Below are 25510 nucleotides of genomic sequence, written 5' to 3' on the forward strand. Positions count from 1 at the left end.
TCGTCGTCTCAGTCCCTCACTCGCCCGAGAGCAGCTTGACCGGGTCGAGGGTCTCCTCGCCCTTGGACCAGTTGCAGGGGCACAGCTCGTCGGTCTGCAGGGCGTCCAGGACCCGCAGGACCTCCTTGGGGTTACGGCCGACGGAGCCGGCGGTCACCATGGTGAACTGGATCTCGTTGTTCTGGTCGACGATGAAGACGGCGCGCTGGGCGTAGCCGTCCTCGCCCTCGACGCCGCAGTCCCGCATCAGCTCGTGCTTGGGGTCGGCCAGCATCGGGAAGGGCAGGTCGCGCAGGTCGGCGTGGTCCTTGCGCCAGGCGTGGTGCACGAACTCCGAGTCGCCCGAGACACCGAGGATCTGGGCGTCGCGGTCGGCGAACTCGTCGTTCAGCTTGCCGAAGGCGGCGATCTCGGTCGGGCAGACGAAGGTGAAGTCCTTCGGCCAGAAGAAGACGACCTTCCACTTGCCCTCGTAGGTCTTGTGGTTGATCTGCTCGAACGCCTTGTCGGCGTCGAGGTCCACACAGGCGGTCAGATCGAACTCGGGGAACTTGTCACCGACAGTGAGCACGCTCGCTCCTTGTTGCGTGGAAACGCCCCATGGCGGGGCTTTCCTGAGGGTTGGACGCGATCCACACTGCCATAGCCCACATTGATCACAGAAATAGCTAGACTCACTGGCATTGATCGGAGGTGGTTATCAGTGGCCCTGTCGGCACACAGGCCGCGCCGGGAGTCCCGCGGACACCCCCAGCAGGGGACGGCGCCCCACGGCCGGCGGACCCGCCGGCCCACGCTGTCCCAGTTGCGGGCGTTCGCGGCCGTGGCGGACAACCTTCACTTCCGGGAGGCCGCCGCGGAGATCGGGATGAGCCAGCCGGCTCTCTCGGGCGCCGTCGCGGCGCTGGAGGAGTCGCTGGGCGTGAGGCTGCTGGAGCGTACGACCCGAAGAGTACTGCTCTCACCGGCGGGTGAGCGTCTGGCGTCCAGAGCCCGGACAGTGCTGGACGCGGTGGAGGACCTGCTGGAGGAGGCGGAGGCGGCGCGCGCCCCCTTCACGGGCGCGCTGCGACTGGGAGTGATCCCGACCTGCGCCCCCTATCTGCTGCCGACGATCCTGAGGCTCGTTCACGATCGCTATCCGGCACTGGACCTGCAGGTGCACGAGGAGCAGACCGCCTCACTGCTCGACGGCCTGGTGGCCGGGCGGCTCGACCTGCTGCTGCTCGCGGTGCCGCCCGGCGCGCCGCAGGCCGCGGGCGCCGGCGGGGTGGAGACGGTGCCCCTGTTCGACGAGGACTTCGTGCTGGTGACCCCGTCCGGACACGAACTGGCCGGCCGGGACCGTCTGCCCCGCGAGACGCTGCGCGGTCTGGAACTGCTGCTTCTGGACGAGGGGCACTGCCTGCGGCAGCAGGCCCTGGACGTGTGCCGGGAGGCCGGGCGGACCGAGGGGGTGCCGGCCACCACGAGCGCGGCGGGGCTGTCCACCCTGGTCCAGCTCGTCGCCGGCGGCCTGGGCGTGACGCTGCTGCCGCGCACCTCGCTGCACGTGGAGACGGAGCGCAACGAACTGCTGGCGACCGCGTGCTTCGCCGACCCCGCGCCCGCGCGTCGGATCGGCCTGGCGATGCGGGCGGGAACGGCCCGGCGGGACGAGTTCGCGGTGCTCGCCAAGGATTTGCGGGAGGCAATGCGTCCGCTTCCGGTGCGCCTCGTGGACTGACGGTGCGCCGGATGCGCACCCCGGCCCGGCCCGCCGCACGTCACGCTGCGCACACGGCGGCCGTACGCCCTGCCGGGCACCTCCGGAAGGGTGCGCGGCGGGCCGTCCGGCCGTACGCCACCGTATGCATAAGCGTGCGCACAGTGGGTAGAGCCGATGCATCGTCTCTCGTACGGCCGCAGCGCGAACTGCCGTGCGCAGCAAGGCGGGTCAGGGTGACTCAATCGAAAGATCGAACAGCCGTAGCCGTCGTCAGGAGTGGACCGTGCTGCAAACGCCGCATCAGTCTCCGCAGGCCGCCGTCGTCCCCGTCCAGCGCACCTCATCGCGCGAGCAAACCGGACCGTGGCACTCCGAGGCGGTCTGCCGCAGGGACGAGGCCGGCCTGTTCTTCGCGCCCTCCAAGGAGCCCACGGCGGCCCGTCTTTCGCGCGAACAGGCGGCCAAGCGGGTCTGCGCCCGCTGCCCGGTGCTCGTCGAGTGCCGTGAGCACGCGCTGCTCCAGCCCGAACCGTACGGAGTGTGGGGCGGGCTGACCGCGGCCGAGCGCAGAGTGATGCTCGCCCGCCGCCGTCGCCGCGACGCCGAGCTGGGGCAGCCGGCCCAGGTGTCCCGTATCGCCTGACGGTTCCCGCCGTACCCCGGCCCCGCCCCGCGGCGGCGGGCCCGGCGGCCCGCCGCCGGGCGCGTCAGCGGGCCCGGTCGAAGTCGACCGCGCTGTAGGCGCGCAGTTTCGACAGCTTGTGGGTGGAGTCGATCTGGCGGATGGTGCCGGACCTCGACCGCATCACCAGGGACTGGGTGGTGGCCGTCTCCGCGCGGTAGCGCACCCCCCGCAGCAGGTCGCCGTCGGTGATGCCGGTGGCGACGAAGAACACGTTGTCGCCGCTGACCAGGTCGTCGGTGGTCAGGACGCGGTCCAGATCGTGACCCGCGTCGACCGCCTTGTGCCGCTCCTCGTCGTCCTTGGGCCACAGCCGGCCCTGGATCACACCGCCCAGGCACTTGATCGCGCAGGCGGCGATGATGCCCTCCGGTGTACCGCCGATGCCCAGCAGCAGGTCCACGCCCGTGCCCTCGCGGACGGCCATGATCGCGCCCGCCACGTCGCCGTCGGAGATGAACTTGATCCGGGCGCCGGACTCCCGGACCTCCTTGACGATGCCGTCGTGGCGCGGCCGGTCGAGGATGACGACGGTGACGTCCTCCGGCGTGCCGCCCTTGGCCTTGGCGACCCGGCGGATGTTGACCGCCGGCGGGGCGGTGATGTCGACGAACTCGGCCGCCTCCGGGCCGGTGGCGAGCTTGTCCATGTAGAACACGGCCGACGGGTCGAACATCGAACCGCGCTCGGCCACGGCCAGCACCGACACCGCGTTGCCCATGCCCTTGGCGGTCAGTGTCGTGCCGTCCACCGGGTCCACGGCCACGTCGCACTCCGGGCCGGTCCCGTCGCCCACGCGCTCGCCGTTGTAGAGCATCGGGGCCTCGTCCTTCTCCCCCTCGCCGATGACGACGACGCCGTTCATCGAGACGGTGGAGACCAGGGTGCGCATCGCGCGGACGGCCGCCCCGTCCGCGCCGTTCTTGTCGCCGCGGCCGACCCAGCGGCCCGATGCCATGGCGCCCGCCTCGGTCACGCGGACGAGTTCGAGGGCGAGGTTGCGGTCGGGTGCCTCGGGGCTTACTTCGAGCTGGGAGGGAAGGTGGTGGTGATCGGTCATCGTGACGCACCTTTCTGCACGTCTGTACGGCGTCCGAACGCGACGGCCGAAGTGTTGAGGGTGCCTTCGACCCTATCCGGAGCAGTGGCAAAGTGAGCAGGCTGCCCCACGGATGAGCGCGATGGGGGTGGTGGTCCGGGCGGAAACGGGCATGGGGGACGATGGAGGCGTGGCAAGCACGGAGAACAAGCGCGGTAGGCAGACGGCCCGGGACATGGTGCTGTCGTTGCTGGTGATCCTTCTGGGTGCGGGGTTCGTGTACCTGCTCGTCCCGCACGACGACTCACTGGACCCGGTGCGTCCGATCAGCTACGACGTGGAGCTGGTCACGGCGCGGCGCGCGGCGCCGTACCCGGTGGCGGCGCCCGCGGGGCTGCCGGACACCTGGCGCGCGACCTCGGTGAGCTACAAGCGGCAGAGCGACCTCGGGGCCGTGTGGCACCTGGGCTTCATGGACCCCGGCGACCAGTACGCGGCCGTGGAGCAGAGCGACGGCGAGCCGGAGAAGTTCATCAGGAGCGTCACCCACGGCGCGGAACCGGCCGACCGCACCCAGACGGCCGGCGGCGAGGAGTGGGAGCGCTACGAGGGCGCGAAGTACGACGCGCTGGTCCGGCGGGAGTCCGGGGTGACCACGGTGGTGACGGGCACCGCGCCCTTCGAGAGCCTCACGCGGCTGGCCGCCGCGCTGGAGGCGGAGCGGGCCGGGGAACCGGGGGAGAGCCCGGAGGAGAGCGGAGAGGCCGGGGCGGGCGGTGAGCCGGGTGAGCCGGGTGAGTCCCAGGAGACCACCGGGGCGCCCGGGAAGGACTGAGCGGAAGCACCGGCCGGCGGTGGGCGGCGTCCCCGCCCGCCGTGCGCGGCAGCGCCCGGACCGCCCGGGCCGTCCCCGTCACTCCCGCCCGTTCGCGGCTCCCGCGCCGTCCGCCGCCCCCTCGTCGTCCTCGGCGACCCCGTCGGCGGTGCCGTCAGCGGTCCCCTCCCCGTCCTCGGCCAGCACCGCGTCCAGCCGCGCACGGGCGCCCTCCAGCCGGCGGCGGCAGACCGCGGCCAGCTCCTCGCCCCGCTCCCACAGCGCCAGCGACTCCTCCAGCGTGGAGCCGCCCGCCTCCAGCCGGCGGACCACGGCGACCAGCTCGTCGCGCGCCTGCTCGTAGCCCATCTCCCCGGCCGGCGGGGCATCCGTGCTCGTGTCTGTCATGCCGCTCAGCCTAGTGTCGGGTCCTGACAGCGAGGCTTGCTCACTCCTCCTCGCCGCGCCGCGCGACCACCGTCAGCTCGCCGTCGGCCACCCGGGCGCGCAGCCGCTCGCCGTCGGCCACCTCCCGCGCCGTCCGCACCGCGCTCCCGTCGGCCCGCTGCAGCACCGCGTAGCCGCGTGCGAGCGTCGCGGCGGGGGAGAGGGCGACGACCCGGGCGGCGGTGTGCTCCAGCTCCGCCTCGGCCCGCGCCAGCAGATGCCCGAACGTCCGGCGGGCGCGGTCGAGCACCGCCGCGACCTGCTCCTCGCGCTCGGCCACCATCGCGTGCGGCCGGGCCATCACCGGGCGGCTCATGGTGTCCGCCAGCCCCCGCTCCTGCCGCTCCAGCATCCCCTCGACCGCCCGCAGCGCCCGCTCGCGCAGCTGCCGCACCCGCTCCAGCTCCTCGCGCACGTCCGGCACGACGTCCTTGGCGGCATGGGTGGGCGTACGGGAGCGCAGGTCGGCGACCAGATCCAGCAGGGGGGTGTCCGGCTCGTGCCCGATGGCCGAGACCACCGGGGTGACGCAGCCGGCCACCGCCCGCACCAGCCGCTCGTCGGAGAAGGGCAGCAGATCCTCCACGCTGCCGCCGCCCCGGGCCACGATGATCACGTCCACGGCCGGGTCGGCGTCCAGCTCCCGCACCGCGTCGATCACCTGCGGCACCGCGTGCACGCCCTGCACGGCCACGTTGCGCACGGCGAAGCGGACCGCGGGCCAGCGCTGCCGCGCCGTCTCCAGCACGTCCCGCTCGGCCGCGGAGGCACGGCCGGTGACCAGGCCGACCAGACCGGGCAGGAACGGCAGCGGCTTCTTCCGCTCGGCCGCGAACAGCCCCTCGGCGGCCAGCGACCTCTTCAGCTGCTCCAGCCGCGCCAGCAGCTCGCCCATCCCCACCGGCCGGATCTCGCCCACCCGCAGGGAGAGCTGACCGCGCGGCGCGTACCACTCCGGCTTGCCCAGCGCCACGATCCGGGCGCCCTCGCCCACCACGTCCGCCACCTTGTCGAAGACGGCGCGGTAGCAGGTCACGGTCAGCGAGACGTCGTAGGAGGGGTCGCGCAGGGTCAGAAACACCATTCCCGCGCCGGGGCGCCGGGAGAGCTGGGTGATCTGCCCCTCGACCCACACCGCGCCCAGCCGGTCGATCCATCCGCCGATCAGCCGCGACACCTCGCCGACGGGGACCGGCGCCTCGGGCGACGTGTTGAGAGCCATGGAAGGAGGCTAGCGGCACCCGCCGACAACCGGGGCCCGCCCGCCTGTCGGCCCGCCCGTCCCGCCCCGCCGGGCGCCCGCGGCCCGGGCCCGTACGATGGCCCCATGACTGCTACGACCGCACGCCGGGTCCTCCTCGCCGCGCCCCGCGGCTACTGCGCGGGCGTCGACCGCGCCGTGATCGCCGTCGAGAAGGCGCTGGAGCAGTACGGCGCGCCGATCTACGTGCGCAAGGAGATCGTCCACAACAAGTACGTCGTGGAGACCCTGCGGAAGAAGGGCGCGATCTTCGTCGACGAGACGGAGGAGGTGCCCGAGGGCTCCATCGTGATCTTCTCCGCCCACGGGGTCGCCCCGGTCGTCCACGAGGAGGCCGAGCGGCGGAAGCTGGCGACCATCGACGCCACCTGCCCCCTGGTGACCAAGGTCCACAAGGAGGCCGTCCGCTTCGCCAAGGACGACTACGACATCCTCCTGATCGGCCACGAGGGCCACGAGGAGGTCATCGGCACCAGCGGTGAGGCCCCCGACCACATCACGCTGGTCGACGGCCCCGGGGACGTGGAGAACGTCGAGGTGCGCGACCCGGAAAGGGTCGTCTGGCTCTCCCAGACCACGCTGTCGGTCGACGAGACGATGGAGACGGTCGACGCGCTCAAGGAGCGGTTCCCGGCGCTGATCAGCCCGCCGAGCGACGACATCTGCTACGCCACCCAGAACCGCCAGACCGCGATCAAGCAGGTCGCCGCCGAATCCGACCTGGTCATCGTCGTCGGCTCGAAGAACTCCTCCAACTCCGTCCGCCTGGTCGAGGTCGCCCTCGGCGCGGGCGCGAGGGCCGGCCACCTGGTCGACAACGCCTCCGAGATCGACGAGGCATGGCTGGAGGGGGTCGCCACCGTCGGCGTCACCTCGGGCGCCTCGGTGCCGGACGTGCTGGTCGAGGGCGTCCTGGAGTGGCTGGCCGAGCGCGGCTACGGCGATGTGGAGGTCGTCCAGCCGATGGAGGAGAAGCTGACCTTCTCCCTGCCCAAGGAGCTGCGCCGGGACCTGCGGGCCGAGGCCGGGAGCAGGGCCGCCGGCTAACCGGCGGGCTGCTCCCCGGCATCCCCGGCCCTCGCGCCGGCGGAGGCGGCCGGGGCCGCGGGCCGCTCCCGCGCCCCGTCCCCACCCCTTCCGGCCGCAGCCCTTCTCACCCCGCGGGGCCCGGCACGCCTGGTGCCGGGCCTGCGGCCGGCCCGCCCGCGGGCGACTGCGACGGCCACGGCGGTCAGGGTGCCCCCGTAGAGCCATCCGGCGTGTACGGCCAGCGCGGTCACCAGCTCCACCAGCCGGTCCGCAGGCCCGCCCGAGCCCGCGCTGACGAAGACCAGCCCGGCGGTGAACGCGATCGGCGCGGCGATCGGCGCGGCGGCCAGGTCGGCCGGGCGCACCCACAGCGCGCACACGGCGCTGACCAGTACGAAGGAGATCCCGTAGACGGCGGGCCGGCCGTCCAGCAGCAGCGCGTCCAGCCCGCCGGCCAGCAGCATCGCGCCCGTGGCCAGCAGCCCGCAGCCCAGCCCGGTCAGGCGCGCGCCCGGCGGCCACTCGCGCCGGGCGTCCCGTGTGGCCCGTGCGGCCCGGGCGTCCGTGCGGAGCGGGCCCGGAGCGGGCCGCTCCGGCGCGCTCCGGCGCGTGCTCTCCCCGGTTTCGGGGGACGAGCCGGTTTCGGGGGACGAGGACGAGGACTTCGTCGTCCGGCGTCGCGGACGGAGACGGGGGATGCGCGCACTGTGTTGCTCCACCGCACCAACGTAGGCCGGGCACCGGCCCGGAGCCCGGGACGGACACGCCAGGGCCGCCCTTTGGAGTGCCCGTAGACTGGTGGATCGGCCCCCATCCGGGCCGGTCCACCAAGATCCTCTCGCTACGGGAAGTCGCCACGTGTCGCTCACGATCGGAATCGTCGGCCTGCCCAACGTCGGCAAGTCGACCCTGTTCAACGCCCTGACCAAGAACGACGTCCTGGCGGCCAACTACCCGTTCGCCACCATCGAGCCGAACGTCGGCGTCGTCGGCGTCCCCGACTCCCGGCTCGCCCGGCTCGCGGAGATCTTCGGCTCCCAGCGCGTCCTGCCCGCGACCGTCGACTTCGTCGACATCGCCGGCATCGTGCGCGGCGCGAGCGAGGGGGAGGGGCTGGGCAACAAGTTCCTGGCGAACATCCGCGAGTCGGACGCGATCTGCCAGGTCATCCGCGCCTTCGACGACGAGAACGTGGTCCACGTCGACGGCAGGGTCTCGCCGAGGGACGACATCGAGACGATCGACACCGAGCTGATCCTCGCCGACATCCAGACCATCGAGAAGGTCCTGCCCCGGCTCCAGAAGGAGTCCCGGATCAAGAAGGACGTCCAGCCCAAGGTCAAGGCCGTCGAGGAGGCCAAGGCCATCCTGGACGAGGGCCGCACGCTGTTCTCGGCCGGCATCGTCCAGGGCTCCGAGCGGGCCGAGCTCCTGCACGACCTGCACCTGCTCACCACCAAGCCCTTCCTCTACGTCTTCAACGTCGACGAGGACGAGCTGACCGACGAGGCCTTCAAGGAGGAGCAGCGCAAGCTGGTCGCCCCGGCCGAGGCGATCTTCCTCAACGCCAAGCTGGAGTCCGACCTCGCCGAGCTGGACGAGGACGAGGCCCTGGAACTGCTCCAGTCGGTCGGCCAGGAGGAGCCGGGCCTGGCCACCCTCGCCCGCGTCGGTTTCGACACCCTCGGCCTCCAGACGTACCTGACGGCGGGCCCGAAGGAGGCCCGCGCCTGGACGATCAAGAAGGGCGCCACGGCCCCCGAGGCGGCCGGCGTGATCCACACCGACTTCCAGAAGGGCTTCATCAAGGCCGAGGTCATCTCCTTCGAGGACCTGGTCGAGACGGGCTCGGTGGCCGAGGCCCGCGCCAAGGGCAAGGCCCGCATGGAGGGCAAGGACTACGTGATGCGCGACGGCGACGTGGTGGAGTTCCGCTTCAACGTCTGATACGTCCGGTGAAAGGCTGTCTGACTTGCGGCGGAGCGAGTCGGGCAGCCTTTGCGGTCCACGCAGGGTCCGCGAGGACTCCGCGGTTGCTCCCTGCTGCCGTCACTGCTATGCCCCTCGGGACCGCGGGCCGGTCTGTGTCAGGGCCGTGATCAGCCAACGAGAGAGGAGATCGGGGTGCAGGGGCCGTCCTTATCACGGCGTTCAATCAAAAAGTGCGAGCAGGCGTGGCTCCAAGGGGTTACGCAGCTGAGACTGGGAAATCGGACTGCTGCGGCCGAATCCTTTCACGCCGCCGTCGCGCACAACCCGGTTGCCGCTGATGCTTGGCTGGGACTCCATGCCACGGGGGAGCTCCAGAGCCAATCCATCGAGGCCATGCACGGTCAAGCCCAGTCCTTCGGCGCCATGCGCATGAAACTCCGAACCCCTTTGTCCTCCCGGTTCCAGATCGGGAGCTACGTGACCTTCCGGCTGGAGACCTCCCGCGACCTGTGGCTCGCAAGGGCGGCGAACCTCTTGGACGACGGCCTGCTCGATCAGGTATGGAATATGCTCTCCCAAGCGGTGCTCGACTGTGACGAGACCCGCTTCGTCTGCGCACGCTACGCCGTCTTGAAGAAGAACTGGCCACTCCTTCTGACATTTGCCGAGGGAATCCGGGACCCTTTCCTGCGAGATGAGTCGCAGCTCTACGTTGCGGCCGGTCTCATCGCCCAAGGTGTATCCCATGAGGCGCTCAACGTGCTGAACCCACTTCCGCAAGTGCTTGCTGAAAACGCTGGGTTTCTCGGGGAGATCGCTTATCTGCGAGGCCATGCGTATGAGCAGCTCGGCCGGGCTGAGGAAGCTCTGAAGCAGTTCCAGACAGCGTTCCGGTACAGCCCGACCCTGGGCGATGTGGCCCAGCGGGCGAAGGCGGTGACCTCGCCTGCTACGCGCATGCCCGCCCAGGCTGCTGGGGTTGCGCAGGCGCAGGAACAGTGTGAGGACTCCTCCAGTGCGGTCTTGAGCGACGATGAACGTTCGGCGCTGCTGGACGAGGCGATGGCCGAACTGGACGAGATGGTTGGTCTGGTCTCGGTGAAACGCCAGGTCCGGAGCCTGTCGGCACAGCTGAGGATGGCGGCGGTACGCAGGAACCGGGGCCTGACTGCAGCGCCTGCTCCACAGCACTTGGTATTTGCTGGGCCGCCCGGCACAGGCAAGACCACGGTCGCCCGCGTCGTGGGCAAGGTCTTCGCAGGGCTCGGTTTGCTGGCCCGAGGCCACGTCGTCGAGGCCCAGCGCGTTGACCTCGTGGGGCAGCACCTCGGAGAGACGGCGATCAAGACGTCCAGGATCATCGACGAGGCCCTGGACGGAGTTCTCTTCATCGACGAGGCGTACGCACTCTCCAACACCGGGTACTCGGGCGGTGACGCCTTCGGCAAGGAAGCCCTGCAGGTGCTCCTCAAGCGAGCTGAGGACGACAGGCACCGCCTGGTTGTGGTTCTCGCCGGGTATCCGAACGAGATCGCCGATCTCCTGTCCACCAACCCAGGCCTCGCCTCCCGCTTCAACACCCGGGTGGATTTCCCCGCTTATTCGGCCGACGAGCTGGTGCTGATCGCGGAGTCGTTCCTGGAAGCTCAAGGTGATGCCCTCACTGACGAGGCAGCGGTTGCACTGCGCACATCATGTGACCTCGTCGTCACCAATGGCATGGTCGACCAGCTCGGTAATGGCCGCTTCGCGCGCGAACTTGCCCGGAAGGCTGCCGCGGCTCGGGACTTGCGGCTCTACGACGCGCATGGCAGCTCCGGAGTCCCGTCGGAGGACGAGGTGACCACACTGCATGTGGGTGATGTCATGGGCGCGTACCAGGAACTCGCTGATGGCCTTCCGCCGAACCGCTGACTGATCGCTCATGGCTTTCCCCGCACTCCGCAGGGCAGCCATGAGCGGTCGGCGAGCCCCAACGCCTGTCTGCGGCGAGGCCCCTGGGCTGTCTCCCGTGCTGGGACAGCCCAGGGAGGACCGATGCCTCTTCACCTGAGAACCGGGTCTCGACAGGGTTGCCCGTCGCCCCTTCCGTCCGTGCCGCAGAGAGGGCTGACGACTGTCCGGTATGTCCTCTGGTCGAGGAAGACGCGGCGACGGTCGGTGACTGTGGGTGCGGTCGAGACCGGACGCTGAGGCAGCGTACTAACATTCATGTAAGTAACATTACTGTTAGTGCCTTGCGTGGGAGTCGGAGAGCGTGGTGAATTTTGTAGGCCGTCGGCGGGAGCTGGCGACTTTGGAACGGGAGCTGCAGAAGGTGGCAGCAGGGGCGGGCGGGGAGCGCCCCGGCCGGTGCGTGATGTTGCGTGGGCGGCGCAGAGTGGGCAAGTCGCGGCTGGTCGAGCGGTTCGCAGAGCGCTCTGGGGCCCCGTTCCTGTTCTACGCGGCCACGGGCGCGTCCCCTCGGGACGACCTGGCACGGCTGGCCAGAGACGCCCAGGCGTCGACGCTGCCGCTGGCGCAGTTGGTGGCCGCAGCACGGCCGGAGAGCTGGGACGCCGCGTTCGACGTGCTGGCCGCAGCGCTGCCCGCCGACCGGGCGAGCGTGCTGGTCATCGATGAGGTGCCGTATCTGATGGATGCCGATGGTGCCTTTGAGGGAATGTTGCAGCGAGCTTGGGACCGGGTGCTGGAGACCAAGCCGGTGCTGCTGATCCTCATCGGCTCCGATCTATCGATGATGGAGGCTCTGAACAGCTACGGACGCCCCTTCCACCAGCGTGGCCGGGAGATGGTGCTCGGACCGCTGAACCCCGCCGAGGTGGGGCGGATGCTTGGACTGGGGCCGGCGGAAGCCTTTGACGCCGCGCTGGTCACCGGCGGGCTGCCGCTGATCTGTGCGGAGTGGCCGTACGGCGCGGGGCTGTGGGACTTTCTGGGTGAGGCCCTGAACGACCCCGTCTCGGCCCTGTTGGTGTCGGCCGAGCGCTCGCTGGCTGCCGAATTCCCCCCGCAGGCTCAGGCGCGTACGGTGCTGGCGGCCATCGGCAGCGGCGAGCGGACCTTCACCAACATCGCCCGTGCGGTCGGCGGAATCAGGGCCACGCCGCTGCAGCGAGCGCTGGAGCTGCTTGCGGACAAGCGGATCGTCGCCGCGGAACTGCCCGTATCACCGCGTCCGTCGAAGGACCGCCGCTACCGGGTGGCGGACCCGTACCTGCGCTTCTGGCTGTACCTGCTCGGCCCTTCCATCGAGGAGATCGAGCGGGGGCGGGGCGATCTGACCTTGGCGCGGATCCGGGAGAGCTGGACCAGTTGGCGCGGCCGGGCGATCGAGCCGCTCGTCCGCGAGGCGCTCGTCCGGATACTGCCCGACGACCGGCTCCCCGCGGCCCCCGTGGTGGGGGGCTACTGGACCCGCACCAACGACGTCGAGATCGACGTCGTTGGTGCGGATCGTGCTCCCATCGCCAAGGAACTGGTCTTCGTCGGTTCCGTCAAGTGGCTGGAGCAGTCGCCCTTCGACCGGCATGACCTGGCAGCTCTCCATCGGCACCGGGCTGCCCTCACCAGCGACCCCGTTCCAGTCGTGGCAGTCTCGCGCAGCGGAGTCGACTGCTCAGGGCTCGATGCCGTCTACGGCCCCGGGGATCTGCTGACCGCGTGGCCGCTGTGAGAGGCGGACGGCAGGAGGGGAGCGGGAACCGGTGAGCGCGATCGGGCCGCTCTCGCTATCCCGAGCCCGCCAGGGCCGCTCCGCACAGCATGAGGCCGGCGGCCAGACAGCAGGTGCCCCACCGCAGCCAGCGGTACTTGGAGTCGAGGATGAGGCTGACGTCCACCAGCTGCACCGTCAGCCACGACACCCGGTCGCGGGCCGCCGCGGTGATCGCCCGGACGAGCCGCTCGGTGTCCGGCGGCGCCACGACGATGTCCTTGAAGAACGTCATCCCGGGCCCCGGCCGGGCGGTGCCGGTGCGGGGCATGACGACCCAGGCCAGCAGCGCCGTGCCGACGGCCCACAAGGCGCCCCCGGCGGCGAACAGGACCTTCATGGCGCCGGTCACCGAGGACGGGGCCCACACTTCTCCGCCGAGGAGGAGCACGGGCACCGCGAAGGCGCCCGAGAGCAGCACGGCCGCCTTGCTGTCGGCCCGGGCGAGGTCCTCCCGAGCGGTGGCCAGAAGCCGTTCGGTCACGTAGACGGCCGACTCCTGGCCGGCCGGAGGCACGCCGGTGGCGGGCTCACCCGTCGTGCTCATCGGTGCCCTCCCGCTCCGGCCGGTACGGCTCCTGCCTGACGTGGTTCGCCTCCCCGTCGGCGGGCGACGCCGGCGGCTCCTCCCGCGTCCGCGCCGTGTCCGGCGGCATGGCGGGCGGAACGGGCGGCATGGGGGGAGCGCCCGGCGCGAGCGGTGCGGGCGGCGTGTCCGCGACCGGCGCGGCCGGCTCCCGGACCGTGGTGATCCACTGTCCGGTCGCCTGGTCGGCCGGCGGCACCGGCAGCGCCGTCGGGGGCTGCGGCAGACCGCTGTCGAACAGTGCTCTGCCGGTCGCCCGGGCGTAGTCGATGAGCTGCTGCACCTGCCCCTCCACCTGGTGGCGTTGTACGACGCCCTGGTCGATCAGCCGCGTGAGGTACTCCAGGGCCCCCTGCCGCTGCTGCCGCGCCTGGCCCTGCAGTTCGTGCAGGATCTCCTGGGCGCGGGCCGGGTCCTGCGCGAGCATGTGGGCGTACTGCCCGGCCTCGCCCGCGGCGATGAGCTCCTGCGCGGCGGCCAGGTTGGACTGCACCCGGGCGGCGTCCGCCTGGTCCTTCGCCGACTGCACGATCGCGGTGTGCTGCACGTTCAGCAGGGCCTGCTTGTGGTCGGCGGCGGCCCGGCCCAGGTCGATGCGCACGTACACCGTGGTGGTCAGGCCGAGGTCGGCACCGAGGGAGGCCTGGTTTCCGGTGGCCAGTTCGGCCTGGATCGCCTCGTCGGCCTGCTGGGCGCCGTCGAGTCCGTAGCGCCTGGTGAAGGTCCGCAGCCGGGCCAGCAGAGGGGCGCGCAGCATCTTCTCGACGTCCACCACCCGCTTCTCCGCGGCCAGCAGGAAGTCCTGGACCTCCCAGTGGATGTCCACCGCGCAGGTGAAGTCGCCCTCGTCGCCCCGGGTGGGCAACCGCATCTCGAAGGAGGTCTGGTGCCGGCCCTGGGCGATCATGCAGACCGACACCGGCCGCCTTCCCAGCCGGGGCCTGCCGTGGTGCCGCGCGCCGCGTACGGTGATGACGCTGTGGCCGCCGTTGCGGTAGTGCACGACGGCCGCCTGCTGCAGCCCGATGTGCTGGTAGGGGCCGTCCGGCGTGACCTCGAACAGGAACGGCCCCCGCAGGTCGCCCGGCAGCATCACACTGTTGTCGAAGGGCCTGCCTGCCGGTACTCGGTGGTGGATGTTCTGGTTCATCGGGTTCTTCCTGTCCGGACCGTCTGCAGGAGGCGGTGGGTGTATTCCTGGGCCAGCGGGTCGTCGGGGTCCTGGGCGAGTTTTCCGATCAGCGAGAGCATCCGCTGCCGGTCGTCGTCGGTCAGCACCAGCAGGGGCAGGAAGCCGAGCACGGCCGCCTCCCACGGCTTGCCGGGGCATGTGCGCAGCCAGGTGGCCACGGCATCCAGCGCCGCCCGGTAGGAGCGGCTGGTGTTGAGGGCGGTCCACAGCAGCCCGGCGACCTCGGACGCCTGGTCCGGACGTGTCGCGCAGATCGCCAGCGCCAGCGGCCACTTCCCGTGACCGGCGAGCTCCGCGGCCGGGTTCCACACGTTCTCCACCAGCGTCTCGGCCAGGAACAGCGTGCTGACCAGGCCGAGGTTCTGATGCTGCCGCCTGCTGTCGCCGAGCCACGCCCGGATCCTGGCCAGCGGTTCCCGGCCGGAGGCGGAGCCCGCCAGGTGTGCGACGCTCTCCGCCGCGATGGACCGCAGCCGGCCGTCCTCCCAGGTGCCGATCCGGCCGAGCCTGCCCAGCGCCTCTGCCATGGTCCGGGTCGCGGTACCCCGGCTGAGCACCGCGGCGGCCGTCCACCGGAGATTGCCGTCTCCGCGGGCGCCCCAGTTCTTCACCAGCGACCGCAGCGCCTCGCCGACCGCCGGGTCGTCGAGCACGTCCTGCAGGGCGGTGGCGACGAACAGGCCGCGACGGGCCTGGTCGGACTCGGCCATCGGGATGAGCAGTTCCCCGAGCGTGTGGGCGCAGTCGAGCCGGCACAGTTCGCCCGCCGCCACGGCGGCCCTGGTCCACACGTCCTCGCGCGGATCCCCGCAGAGCGAGTCCAGCCAGCGCAGCACCGGGCCGCGCATGTTGTGGTGGTGCTCCCACAGATGGGCGAGCAGGGCCGGAGCGAGGGCGGGGCCGAGGAACCGTACGGTGCGGACCGGGATGTCCTCGCCCGCCACCACCGGCTGGAGGCTGATCCGGGTGGTGGCGCGGGCCGAGGTGAGCCTGGTCTCCAGGCCGTCGCCGAGCAGCGGCCGTCCGGGCACCCGCTCGGGATCGGCGGTCACCGCCAGTTCCCAGGTGAGGAGTTCCGCGGCCTCGGCGGCGACGTTGAAGGAGCTGTTGCCGAACACCGCGAGTGCGATCCGGTATGCCGCGTCCCGCAGCGCGGGCAGGGTCTCGGACGCCGCGCCGCCCGCGAACCACTCGCGGACCTGCTCGGCGGCGAATCCGCGGCACGCGGTCAGCAGCTCCTCCTCGGTCAGCTCGCCGGTGACGTGCCGCGCCACGAGACCGGCGAGCCTGGCGGCCTCTGCGGGCAGCAGCGTCTCCAGTCCCAGCGCGGCCCGTACGGTGTCCCGGCGGGCCAGCAGCCGGGCCGCCTCTCTCGCCTCGGCGGGCGCGCTGTCGAGTTCGGCGGCCAGGTGTCCGTCGAGTACGGCGTCCTCGTCGGCGGGTGTGTGCGCGCGGCGGTAGCGGGCCTGCGGTGCGCCGGGGACGCCGGCGGCGGGTACGGACAGCAGCACGGCGTAGGCGCCGCGGTCGGCCAGCAGGCGGCACAGCCGGTCCAGGTGCAGTTCCGCGGGCAGCCGGCCGTCGGCCGGCTCCAGGGTGTAGCCGTGGCCCTCGGCGATGCGACCGCCCTCGTCGTCCGAGTCCAGGGCGGCGAGGTCGGATCCGGGGTCCAGCCGGGAGACCTTCCCGCGGGTGAGGTCGTCGAGGAGCGACAGGGCGGTGTACGTCCGTCCGCCGCCGGGCTGACCGCAGAGCACCAGCAGGCGGTCGTCACGCAGTTGCCGCTTGAAGTCCTCGTAGTCCGGCGGCCGGGTGAACCGCCGCCGCAGCCGCCGCAGTTCGTCCTCGGGCAGTGGTCCGGCGAGCAGGGACGCCCGGGCGGTGTCACCGAAGCGGAAGTTGACCGCCCCGATGGTGCCGCCGACGTAGGTGCTGGAGTCGCGCAGGAAGAACGCCCGGGACTCGCGCGCGATGCGGGCGGCGGCCCCTCCCGCCGCTGCCCGCCCCTCCTTGGCCGACGGGGCGGTCTCAAAGTCGCCGAAGAGTTCGTCCTCCGGGGGCCCGCCGGGCGCGGCGGGGCCGTCGTCCTGCCGTGGTCCGCGGTCCTGCCCTCCGGGCCGGTCCGACTGCGGTCGGCCGCCGCCTCCGCCGCTTCCGCCGCTTCCGCCGCCTCCGTCCGTTCCGGGCGCGCTGTCCGCCCGGGCCTCGGGGGCGTCCGTGTCACCGGCGCTCATGCGCGTCCTCCGGAGCCGTCGGCACCGCCGCGACGCCGGTCGAAGGTGAGGTCACCGAACTTGCCCTGCAGCACTTGCCCGGAGCCGTAATGGGTCACGGTGCCGAACCGGAAGTCGTCCCCGGCGCCGTCCCGCCGTCCGGTGTCCTCCTCCGGCGGCCCGTCCTCCTCCGGCGGTACGGCGCTCTCCTCCCGGCCGGGGAGCGGTGGCGGTGCGGTGCGGCCCGGCACCGTGAACCAGGGCTGTTGCGCCCCCTCCCGGAGCGGGACGTGGTACTGGCGGTAGTGGTCCGGCTCGATCCACCGGCCGCCGTGCCGGACGACGTCCCGGTAGAGCTGCTCGGTGACGGCCACCAACAGCGGCGAGTCCGGTGCGGCGGCCAGTACGGCCTTGGCCTCGGGGCAGTTGCCGATCCGGCAGGCGAGGTCGACCGCGGCGCCGGAGAAGCCCTGTCCGTCCGGGGTGAAGGGGCCGACGTTGAGCCCGGCGCGCAACCGCAGCGGCCGGTTCAGCTCCCTGTTGACCTGGCGCAGGTTCTGGTGGAGGTACTCCACCCACTCGCCCGCGAGTGCTTCGGTGCGACGCGGCTCCACCACGGCGAGAATGCCGTCGCCGCGGTCCTCCTGGGCCAGCCTGGCGTCGCTGATGCCCGCCCTGTCGAAGGCGTCCTCCGCCACCTGGTAGATCCGCGCGCGCAATCCGGGGCGGTCCGGATCGGGGACCGTGCCCGACCCCTGGGCGTCCAGGCTGATGATGAATCCGTACCGCGTCTCGCCGTGCATCGCCTCACTGCCTCTCGCCCCGGGCTTCCCGGTGTCCGCTTCGGCCTCGTCGTCACTGTCCCGCAGCGGGTGGGGCCGCGCTGTAGCCGTTTACACACCCCGCCCGTCACGTCGGCGCCGCCGAACCGCCGAGCAGCCGCAGCGGTTCCGGATCGGTGACCGTGATGACCTTCGGCCCGGTGCGCACCAGCCCCTCCTCGCGGAGCAGCCGCAGCGCCTTCGCCACCGCCTCACGGGTCGCGCCCACCGCCGCGGCGATCTCGTGCTGCGACAGCGGGAGCCGGATCACCGTCGAGCCGCTCTCGGGGCGGCCGGTACGGTCGGCGAGTTCGACGAGGCAGGCGGCGAGCCGTTCCAGGACGGTGGCCGAGGCCAGGGAACGGCGCTGGTCGTCGGCGCTGCGCAGCCGCTCGGTGAGCTGCGCCATCACGAGGCCGGTCACGAAGGGGCGGGCCGACATGAAGTGCCGGAAGCGGTCGCCCGGCACCACGAGGGCCTCCACGGTGCCCAGCGCACTCACAGTGGCGCTGCGCGGGCGTCCGTCCAGGGCGGCCATCTCGCCGACGATCTCCCCGGCCTGACGCAGCGCCAGGATGAGGCGCCCCCGCTCGGTGGCCCGCCACACCGTGCACCAGCCGGTGAGGATCAGCAGGACGAAGGTGGTCGACGAGCCCTCACCGACGAGTTCCTCCTGCGACCGGTAGACCCGCCGGTGTCCGAGAGCCAGCAGCGACTGCCGGTCGGCATGGGCCAGTCTGCTCAGGAAAACCTGATTCTCTCCGAATAACCCCACGGTCCCCCCATGGTGCTCGGCAGGGCACACAGAGTAGTTCAGCGGGTGCCGTCTTTCAGCCGGGTGACCGAAGTGGCACAGGGCATCGGTGAGCGGTGTCCGGCGAACCGGCGCGGAGCCCGCGCGGCGCCCCGGTCCTCCCCCGTCCGTACCGCCCGGTGGCGGAGGAGGCGTGGAGGCCGAGGAGCGTGGACGTCCCGGCCGTCGTCAACGGCCCGCAGGGCCGTCCGAGGACGCCCGCACGGCACCCGTACGACACCTCGGGGACGGCCGGCGTCCGCCGCGGAGAGCGGCGTTCCGCGCGCACCTGTCCGAGGCCCTCGTACGCCAGTACGCTGTGCCCCCGAGCCACGGACCGTCGCGGAGGGCGCGTGGATGGGGGATCCGACTTTCGGGGTGCTGGGGCCGCTGAGGGTGAGGGGGCGCGGTGCCGAGGTCCGCATCGGCGGCCCCAAGCCGAGGGCGGTCCTCGCCACGCTGCTGCTGCAGCCCGGGGCCTTCGTCTCGCTCGACATGCTGATCGAGGTCCTGTGGCCCGGCGGCGCCCCCAGGTCCGCCGTCGCCAACGTCCGCACCTATGTGCGCGCACTGCGCCGCGCCCTGGAGGAGGCGGGGGTCGCCACCGGCGGGCTGAGCACCCGGCCGTCGGGGTACGCGCTCGACGCCGCGCCCGGCGACATCGACATGTCGCTCTTCGAGCAGCGGCTGGAGCGGGCCCGCGCGGAGCGCGACCGCGGCGACGACGAGGCGGCGCTGCGCCGCTACGAGTCGGCCCTCGGTCTCTGGCGCGGCAGCGTGCTGCAGGACGTGCCGTCCAGCGTGGTGTGGGATCCGGTGGTCGCCAGGGCCGAGGAGGCGCGGTCGGCCGCGGTCGGCGAGTGCCTCGAAGTGCGGCTTCGCATGGGGGAGTACGCGCCGCTGGTCGCGGAGCTGCGCTCCCGCCTCGCCGAGGACCCGTTGCGCGAGGACCTGTGGCAGATGCTGGTGCGGGCGCTGCACGGGGCGGGCCGCACCGCGCAGGCCCGTGCCGCCTACGCCGAGGCCGAGCGGATCCTGGCGGCCGAGCTCGGGGTCGAACCGGGCGCCTCCCTGCGCCGCACCGGGGAGGAGGTAAACGGCTACACCGGCCGGCGCCGGCCGGTACCGGCCGAGCCGGTGCGCCAGCTGCCGATGGACGTACCGGACTTCACCGGCCGGTCGGAGGAGGTCGGCGCGCTGGAGCGGCTGCTGTCGGCGGCCGGCCGGCAGCCGGTCGTCGCCGTCCTGTCGGGTCCGCCGGGCTCGGGCAAGACGACCCTGGCGGTCCATGTGGCCCACCGGGTGTGCCACGCCTTCCCCGACGGCCAGCTCTTCGTGGACCTGGGCGGGATGAGCGACCGCCCGCGCGAACCGGCCGACGTCCTGGCCGAGATGCTGCGGGGGCTCGGCGTCATCGACAGCGCGGTTCCCGGTGAACCGGGCGAGCGGGCCGCGCTGCTGCGCTCGCGTATGGCGCAGCGCCGGTTCCTCGTCGTCCTCGACGACGCGGCGGGCGCCGCGCAGGTGCGCCCCCTGCTCCCGGGGACCGGCGGATCGGCGGTGCTCGTCAGCTCGCGCCGCCGGATGCCGGGGCTGCCGGCGCACCACTTCCCCATCGGCGTGATGAGACACGACGAGGCCCGCGCGCTCCTCGGCGCGATCGTGGGGGAGGACCGGCTGCGCCGGGAGGGCGCCGACGCCGACCGGGTGCTCGCCGGCTGCGGCTCGCTGCCGCTGGCCGTACGGATCGCCGGCTCCCGGCTGGCCAACCGGCCGGGCTGGAGCGTCGGCACGCTGGCCGACTTCCTCCACGACGAGCGCGGACGGCTGGACCAGCTCCAGACGGGCGAGATGGAGGTGCGGGCGAGCGCGGAGCTGAGCTACCGCCATCTGCCCGAGCAGGCGGCGGCGGCCTTCCGGGCCTTCGGGCACCTGACCGGCGACGCGGTGCCCGGCTGGCTCGTCGCGGTGGCGATGGGCCGCCCCGACGGGGCCGCGGGAGAGCTGGAGGCGCTGGCCGACGAGCATCTGGTCGAGGTGGTGGGCACCGACCGGCTGGGGCTGCAGCGTCACCGGATGCACGACCTGCTGCGCTGCTACGCCCGGGAGCTGGCCGAGGCGGACGGAGCGGGTGTGCTCCGGCGGCGCCGGCTGCAGGTCGTCGACGCCCTGATCGCGCTCGCCCGCTGCGCGAACTCGGCGATGCCCACCCGCTTTCTGGGGGTGCTCGGGGAACCGGCCCGGCCGACCGGGCCGGCCGCCGAGGTCGCGGGCGCGGTGCGCGCCCGGGCCGTCGAGTGGTTCGAGACCGAGCGCCGGCTGCTGGTCCGGTCGGTGGAGTCCGCGCTGCGGCTGGGCGATGTCTCCCGGGCCGCCGATCTCGCCATCGAGCTGGCGGGCTTCTTCGACATGCGCGGCTACTACGGCGACTGGCTGAGAACACACCGGCTCGTACTCGACGCGATGCCGGAGCCGGCCGGCGCCCGGGCCGCGGCGCTGCTGCGCAACCTGGGCCAACTCCACCTCTACCAGGACCGGTACACGGACGCGCTGGAGTCGTTCGTCACCTCACGGGCGCTCTTCGCCCGGCTGGGGCATCCGTCGGGCGAGGCGGTCGCCGCGGTGGGGGCCGGTTCCGTGCACCGGGTGGTGGGCGATCTCGACGCCGCTCTGAAGGAGTTCACCGACGCGCTGCGCGGGTTCGGCGGCGCGGGCGACCCGCACGGCGAGGCGGTCGCGCACAACGCGATCGCCTCGGTGTGGCTGGAGCGCCGGGCCCCGGACGCCGCGGCGCCGTGGCTCGACGGCGCCCTGGAGCTGTCCCGTGCCGTCGGCGACCGGCACCGGGAGGCGCAGGTGCGCCGCCGGATCGCGGTGCTGCACGAACTGCGCGGCGAACCGCACGCCGCGCGGGCCGAACTGGAGCGGGCGCTCGGCATCTTCGACGAGCTGGCCGACACGCACTGCGCGGCCTATGTGCAGCAGAGCGTCGGGGAGCTGTGCCTGCGGCAGGGCGACGCGGGCCAGGCGTCGGCGCTGCTGGTGGACGCGCTCGCCGTGCAGCGGCAGCTCGGCGACCGCCGGGCCGAGGCGCGCGTCGCGTGTCTGCTGGGCGAACTGCACCGGGCGACCGGCCGGGAGCAGACCGCCAGACGCTATTTCCACCGTTCCCTGTCGACGTGGCGCCGGCTCCAGGTGTGCGAGCAGGCCGAACTCGTGGACGCGAAGCTGCGTTCGCCGTGCTGACGTGTTCGCGGGGCGTGCCGCCTCCGGCGCCGGAGGCGGCACGCCCCGCGGGGGCGGACGTCAGGTGCGGCGGACCCGGCCGCCCGTCACGGCGCGGGCGTCACCTCAGCACCTGTTGGTGCTCTTCTGGTAGCGCGTCGTGTAGTCGGGGTAGCTGACCCCCTGCACGACCGCGGTGACGACCGACCCGTTGTAGATCTGCTCGTAGTGCAGGTGGGGGGAGAGGTTGTACTTGGCGGACGACTTGCCGACCCGGCCGATCCGCTGGCCGGCCGTGACCTTGTCGCCCTTGCTGACCCCCCGGCTGTACAGGTGCGCGTAGCGCGTCCGCCAGCCGTTCCCGTGGCCGATCACGATGGTGTGGCCGTAGCCGGTGGTGGTGGAGTAGTGGGAGGAGAGGACGGTGCCGCCGGCGCTGGCGAACACCCGGCGCTTGAAGTCGTCCGGGTTGCCGTTCGCGTCGTAGTGGTTCCAGTCGATGGAGCGGGCCGGGCTGTGTCCGTTCCAGTTGCTGCCGCGCCAGACCTGGCCGCAGAGGAACGGCATCTTGAAGTTGGGCCGGGCCAGGGCCTGCACGGCGTCCGGTGAGCTCTCCTGCGGTGTCGCGACGGCGTTGGGGGCCGTGGCCGCGAGGGCGGCGACCGCGCTCGCGGCCGCGAGTATCCGACGGGAACGTCTCTGCATGGGCTTCCCCTTGTGGTCGGTGACGGGGCGATTGAAGGGGGCGCTCATACAAAGCGGATACAACCGCCGGGCCCCGTCCGGCGGCCGGGCGGACCGGCGCGGCGGCACCGGTTCCGGAAGCCGGCGTCCCGTGGCCGGAAGTGTGTTGACGGCATGTGACATGTACGTGTCTTCGTGCACGCACCCTTGTGTCTTTCCTATGGATCGGCGAATCTTTCGAGCGGCGAACCGTTCGGGCACCGCGCACCTCCCGGTGCCTGGTTTGTCATGCTCATGCGCAATCCCTCAGTAGCGCACCCCACAGGAGGAGGACCCCCACATGGCAGCGATGCGTCCCACCCGACGCAGACGTGCCCGTGCGGCCACGGTGACCGCCGCGGCCCTGGCCATCGGCTTCGTGCCCGCGGTGACCGCCGTGGCCGCTCCGCCCGCCGAAGGCGTGATCCAGAACGCCGGCGCCCCCGGAGCGATCAAGAACAGCTACATCGTGACCCTCGACGAGGACGCGGCCGACGCCGGCTCCTCGAAGGGCAAGTCGCTGGTGAAGAAGTACGGTGCCAGCATCAAGCGCACCTACCGCGAGGCGCTCAACGGCTACGCGGTCCGGCTGACCGAGGCCGAGGCGAAGAGGCTCGCCGCCGACCCGGCCGTGGACGCGGTGGCGCAGGACCAGAAGGTCTCCATCGCCGGCACCCAGACCAACCCCCCGTCCTGGGGCCTGGACCGCATCGACCAGCAGTCCCTGCCGCTCGACGACAGCTACACCTACCCGGACTCCGCCGGCCAGGGCGTGAACGCCTACATCATCGACACCGGCGTGCGGATCAGCCACAGCGACTTCGGCGGCCGGGCCGTGAACGGCTACGACGCCGTGGACGGCGACAACGTCGCGCAGGACGGCAACGGCCACGGCACCCACGTCGCCGGCACCGTCGCGGGCACGTCCCACGGCGTCGCCAAGAAGGCGAAGATCGTGGCCGTGCGCGTGCTGGACAACAACGGCTCCGGCACCATCTCCGGCGTGGTCGCGGGCGTCGACTGGGTGACGCGGAACGCCGTCAAGCCCGCGGTGGCCAACATGAGCCTGGGCGGCGGCGCCAACTCCACCCTCGACACCGCCGTGCGCAACTCCATCGCCTCCGGCGTCACCTACGCCGTGGCCGCGGGCAACTCCAACACCAACGCCTCGACATCCTCGCCCGCCCGGGTCGCCGAGGCCATCACCGTCGGATCCACCACCAGCTCCGACGCGCGCTCGTCGTTCTCCAACTACGGCAGCGTCCTGGACATCTTCGCGCCGGGTTCGTCCATCACCTCCACCTGGCACACCTCGGACAGCGCCACCAACACCATCTCCGGTACGTCGATGGCCGCGCCGCACGTCGCCGGCGCCGCCGCGCTGTACCTGGGGGACAACCCCGGCGCCACCCCGTCCCAGGTCGCGTCCGGGCTGGACTCCGCCGCCGTCACCGGCGCGATCTCCGGCCCCGGCAGCGGCTCCCCGAACAAGCTGCTGAACGTGGGCGAGGGCGACCCGGGCGACCCGGGCGACCCCGGTGACCCGGGCGACCCGGGTGACCGCTTCGAGAACACCGCCGACTACCCGGTCCGCGACAATTCCACCGTGGAGTCCCCGATCACCGTCTCGGGTGTCAGCGGCAACGCCCCCTCCGACCTGAAGGTCGAGGTCGACATCCGGCACACCTACAGCGGCGACCTCCGGGTCGACCTGGTCGCCCCCGACGGCAGCGCCTACCGCCTCAAGGACTACGGGACGGGCGGCAGCGCCGACAACGTGATCGGCACCTACACCGTCGACGCCTCCTCGGAGACCGCGAACGGGACCTGGAAGCTGCGGGTCAGCGACAACGCCTGGTGGGACACCGGCACGATCAACTCCTGGGCGCTGCAGTTCTGAGCCCCGCGGTTCCCACTTCGCGGTCCGGCCTCCGGACCGGCGTCCGGAGCGATCTTCGGACCGGCCTTCGGCGGCTCTGACCGCTTCGCACCGCCCCGGCCCCCACGGCTCTGCCGTGGGGGCCGGTTCCGTGCTTGAAACCTGCCCTGAGCAGCACTTCATCACATCGGGTGAAACCCTGGCCGATTATTGCGGCGTACAACCTTCCGTTGCCAAGCTGTTGCACACCGTCAAGCCGTTGGGAGGACATGTGCCTTTCGGTGAGCAGCCCGCATATCTGCGTGTGGCCGGGGATCTCCGCCGGAAGATCGCCGACGGCACGCTTCCGCCGCGCACCCGGCTGCCGTCGCAGGCCCGCATCCGCGCGGAGTACGGCGTCTCGGACACCGTCGCGCTGGAGGCCCGCAAGGTGCTGATGGCCGAGGGGCTGGTCGAGGGCCGCTCCGGGTCGGGGACGTACGTGCGCGAGCGGCCCGTGCCGCGCAGGGTGATCCGCACCGGCTACCGGCCGGCCGGCGAGGTCGGTCCGTTCCGTCAGGAGCAGGCAGACGAACGGGTGTCGGGCACCTGGGAGTCGCACAGCGAGCAGGAGGAGGCGGGCCCGGCGGTCGCCGAGCGGCTGCGGATCAAGGAGGGGGAGCGGGTGATGCGCACCCGCTACCTGTTCCGTGTCGGCGGGGAGCCCTCGATGCTCTCCACCTCCTGGGAGCCGCTGGCCGTCACCGGGCGCACCCCCGTGATGCTGCCGGAGGAGGGACCGCTCGGGGGGCGGGGGGTGGTGGAGCGGATGGCGGCCATCGACATCGTCGTGGACAACGTGGTGGAGGAGGTCGGGGCCCGTCCCGGGCTGGCGGAGGAGATGCTGGCGCTGGGCGGGGTGCCGGGGCACACCGTGCTGGTGATCGAGCGGACGTACCGCGCCGGCGGGCGTCCGGTGGAGACCGCGGACGTGATCGTGCCCGCGGACCGCCACCGCGCGGTGTACCACCTCCCGGTGCGCTGAACCACTCCCGTGCGCCCCTCCGGACGCCGCCGCCAGTCGCACACATGGCCGAAATCATGCCGCATTGTGCCAACGCGAATGCGCTGAGTGAAGTCCGGGCGTAGGCTCGGGCATATGCAGACCGGTGGATCGTTGGGGGAAGTCGCACGGCGCGGGGCGCCGGGCGGGAGGGGCGCACGATGAGTGAGAGCAGGACCGTGCTCCCCTGGATGGTCATACGGCAGGATCCGAACGGCAACCGCTACCGCGTCGGCCGTTACGCCACCCGGGCCGAGGCCCAGAGCATGGCCGAGCGGCTGGGCGGGGGCCGGGCGGACGGCGCCGGGGCGGAAGGGGCGGAAGCGGCGGACGGAAGGGCACAGGAGCGGCGCTACCTGGTCGAGCGCCTGCGCCGTGGAGGCGGTGATCACGCCTGACCCATTGCACA

The 25510-nt window shown here is 72.3% G+C and carries 22 protein-coding genes; 11 read left to right on the plus strand and 11 right to left on the minus strand.

Features of this window, described 5'->3' with window-relative positions; genetic code table 11:
* Positions 1–16 precede the first annotated feature (16 nt).
* A complete protein-coding gene (locus CUT83_RS17880; protein WP_093847990.1) occupies positions 17–571 on the minus strand; it encodes a peroxiredoxin in 555 nt (184 codons plus the stop codon).
* Between the two features lie 225 nt (positions 572–796).
* Here CUT83_RS17880 and CUT83_RS17885 point away from each other — a divergent pair, with 225 nt between their 5' ends.
* Both CUT83_RS17885 and CUT83_RS17890 read left to right on the plus strand, forming a co-directional pair.
* Positions 797–1726 carry a LysR substrate-binding domain-containing protein gene (locus CUT83_RS17885; protein WP_240957928.1) on the plus strand — a complete coding sequence of 310 codons (930 nt, stop codon included), beginning with the start codon at positions 797–799 and terminating at the stop codon, positions 1724–1726.
* A gap of 265 nt (positions 1727–1991) precedes the next feature.
* Positions 1992–2351 (plus strand): WhiB family transcriptional regulator, encoded by a 360-nt coding sequence (locus tag CUT83_RS17890; RefSeq protein ID WP_101256865.1) that lies wholly within the window; start codon positions 1992–1994, stop codon positions 2349–2351.
* A gap of 64 nt (positions 2352–2415) precedes the next feature.
* Here CUT83_RS17890 and glpX read toward each other — a convergent pair whose 3' ends face one another.
* Positions 2416–3450 carry a class II fructose-bisphosphatase gene (glpX, locus tag CUT83_RS17895; RefSeq protein WP_101256866.1) on the minus strand — a complete coding sequence of 345 codons (1035 nt, stop codon included), beginning with the start codon at positions 3448–3450 and terminating at the stop codon, positions 2416–2418.
* Between the two features lie 169 nt (positions 3451–3619).
* Here glpX and CUT83_RS17900 point away from each other — a divergent pair, with 169 nt between their 5' ends.
* Positions 3620–4264, plus strand: coding sequence for a DUF4245 domain-containing protein (locus CUT83_RS17900; protein ID WP_338104165.1), 645 nt, complete (start codon positions 3620–3622; stop codon positions 4262–4264).
* Positions 4265–4342: 78 nt separating this feature from the next.
* On the opposite strand, the gene CUT83_RS17905 is transcribed toward CUT83_RS17900, so the two are convergent.
* Positions 4343–4651, minus strand: coding sequence for an exodeoxyribonuclease VII small subunit (locus tag CUT83_RS17905; protein WP_101256867.1), 309 nt, complete (start codon positions 4649–4651; stop codon positions 4343–4345).
* A 40-nt stretch (positions 4652–4691) separates the two neighbouring features.
* Complete coding sequence (gene xseA / locus CUT83_RS17910; RefSeq protein WP_101256868.1) at positions 4692–5912, minus strand: exodeoxyribonuclease VII large subunit; 1221 nt, start codon at positions 5910–5912, stop codon at positions 4692–4694.
* Between the two features lie 105 nt (positions 5913–6017).
* Between xseA and CUT83_RS17915 the strand changes: the two genes are divergently transcribed.
* Positions 6018–6998, plus strand: coding sequence for a 4-hydroxy-3-methylbut-2-enyl diphosphate reductase (locus tag CUT83_RS17915; RefSeq protein ID WP_101256869.1), 981 nt, complete (start codon positions 6018–6020; stop codon positions 6996–6998).
* On the opposite strand, the gene CUT83_RS17920 is transcribed toward CUT83_RS17915, so the two are convergent.
* Positions 6995–7699, minus strand: a complete 705-nt coding sequence (locus tag CUT83_RS17920) for a DUF6542 domain-containing protein (protein WP_101256870.1) — start codon at positions 7697–7699, stop codon at positions 6995–6997. The genes CUT83_RS17915 and CUT83_RS17920 overlap by 4 nt on opposite strands.
* A 139-nt stretch (positions 7700–7838) precedes the next feature.
* Between CUT83_RS17920 and ychF the strand changes: the two genes are divergently transcribed.
* The 3 genes from ychF (at position 7839) to CUT83_RS17935 (ending at position 12588) form a co-directional block, all read left to right on the plus strand.
* Positions 7839–8927: a redox-regulated ATPase YchF gene (gene ychF / locus CUT83_RS17925; protein ID WP_101256871.1), complete on the plus strand. Its 1089-nt coding sequence runs from the start codon at positions 7839–7841 to the stop codon at positions 8925–8927.
* Between the two features lie 255 nt (positions 8928–9182).
* A complete protein-coding gene (locus tag CUT83_RS17930) occupies positions 9183–10826 on the plus strand; it encodes an AAA family ATPase (protein WP_101256969.1) in 1644 nt (547 codons plus the stop codon).
* 343 nt (positions 10827–11169) lie between these two features.
* Positions 11170–12588, plus strand: coding sequence for an ATP-binding protein (locus CUT83_RS17935; protein WP_101256872.1), 1419 nt, complete (start codon positions 11170–11172; stop codon positions 12586–12588).
* 55 nt (positions 12589–12643) lie between these two features.
* On the opposite strand, the gene CUT83_RS17940 is transcribed toward CUT83_RS17935, so the two are convergent.
* From CUT83_RS17940 to CUT83_RS17960, 5 genes are all read right to left on the minus strand, one after another.
* Positions 12644–13174 carry a Pycsar system effector family protein gene (locus CUT83_RS17940; protein ID WP_240957911.1) on the minus strand — a complete coding sequence of 177 codons (531 nt, stop codon included), beginning with the start codon at positions 13172–13174 and terminating at the stop codon, positions 12644–12646.
* On the minus strand, positions 13158–14363 hold the full coding sequence (locus CUT83_RS17945) for a hypothetical protein (RefSeq protein WP_101256873.1): 1206 nt from the start codon (positions 14361–14363) through the stop codon (positions 13158–13160). The genes CUT83_RS17940 and CUT83_RS17945 overlap by 17 nt, the downstream gene beginning before the upstream one ends.
* The gene (locus CUT83_RS17950) at positions 14360–16639 is read right to left on the minus strand and encodes a hypothetical protein (RefSeq protein WP_101256874.1); all 2280 of its coding nucleotides are present in this window, start codon (positions 16637–16639) and stop codon (positions 14360–14362) included. The genes CUT83_RS17945 and CUT83_RS17950 overlap by 4 nt, the downstream gene beginning before the upstream one ends.
* The gene (locus CUT83_RS17955) at positions 16636–17421 is read right to left on the minus strand and encodes a hypothetical protein (protein WP_101256875.1); all 786 of its coding nucleotides are present in this window, start codon (positions 17419–17421) and stop codon (positions 16636–16638) included. Before CUT83_RS17955 ends, CUT83_RS17950 begins: the two co-directional genes overlap by 4 nt.
* Positions 17422–17527: 106 nt before the next feature.
* A complete protein-coding gene (locus CUT83_RS17960) occupies positions 17528–18214 on the minus strand; it encodes a Crp/Fnr family transcriptional regulator (protein WP_101256876.1) in 687 nt (228 codons plus the stop codon).
* 375 nt (positions 18215–18589) lie between these two features.
* Here CUT83_RS17960 and CUT83_RS17965 point away from each other — a divergent pair, with 375 nt between their 5' ends.
* Positions 18590–21478 (plus strand): AfsR/SARP family transcriptional regulator, encoded by a 2889-nt coding sequence (locus CUT83_RS17965; RefSeq protein ID WP_101256877.1) that lies wholly within the window; start codon positions 18590–18592, stop codon positions 21476–21478.
* Positions 21479–21583: 105 nt separating this feature from the next.
* On the opposite strand, the gene CUT83_RS17970 is transcribed toward CUT83_RS17965, so the two are convergent.
* Complete coding sequence (locus tag CUT83_RS17970) at positions 21584–22162, minus strand: M23 family metallopeptidase (protein ID WP_173915094.1); 579 nt, start codon at positions 22160–22162, stop codon at positions 21584–21586.
* Between the two features lie 319 nt (positions 22163–22481).
* On the opposite strand from CUT83_RS17970, the gene CUT83_RS17975 reads away from it, so the two are divergent.
* The 3 genes from CUT83_RS17975 (at position 22482) to CUT83_RS31740 (ending at position 25499) form a co-directional block, all read left to right on the plus strand.
* The gene (locus CUT83_RS17975) at positions 22482–24080 is read left to right on the plus strand and encodes a S8 family peptidase (protein ID WP_101256878.1); all 1599 of its coding nucleotides are present in this window, start codon (positions 22482–22484) and stop codon (positions 24078–24080) included.
* Between the two features lie 250 nt (positions 24081–24330).
* On the plus strand, positions 24331–25083 hold the full coding sequence (locus CUT83_RS17980; RefSeq protein WP_101256879.1) for a GntR family transcriptional regulator: 753 nt from the start codon (positions 24331–24333) through the stop codon (positions 25081–25083).
* 179 nt (positions 25084–25262) lie between these two features.
* Positions 25263–25499 carry a hypothetical protein gene (locus CUT83_RS31740; protein ID WP_101256880.1) on the plus strand — a complete coding sequence of 79 codons (237 nt, stop codon included), beginning with the start codon at positions 25263–25265 and terminating at the stop codon, positions 25497–25499.
* Positions 25500–25510: the final 11 nt, after the last annotated feature.

Origin of the sequence: Streptomyces barkulensis, from assembly GCF_002843305.1 — a bacterium.
GTDB classification, from domain to species: Bacteria; Actinomycetota; Actinomycetes; order Streptomycetales; family Streptomycetaceae; genus Streptomyces; species Streptomyces barkulensis.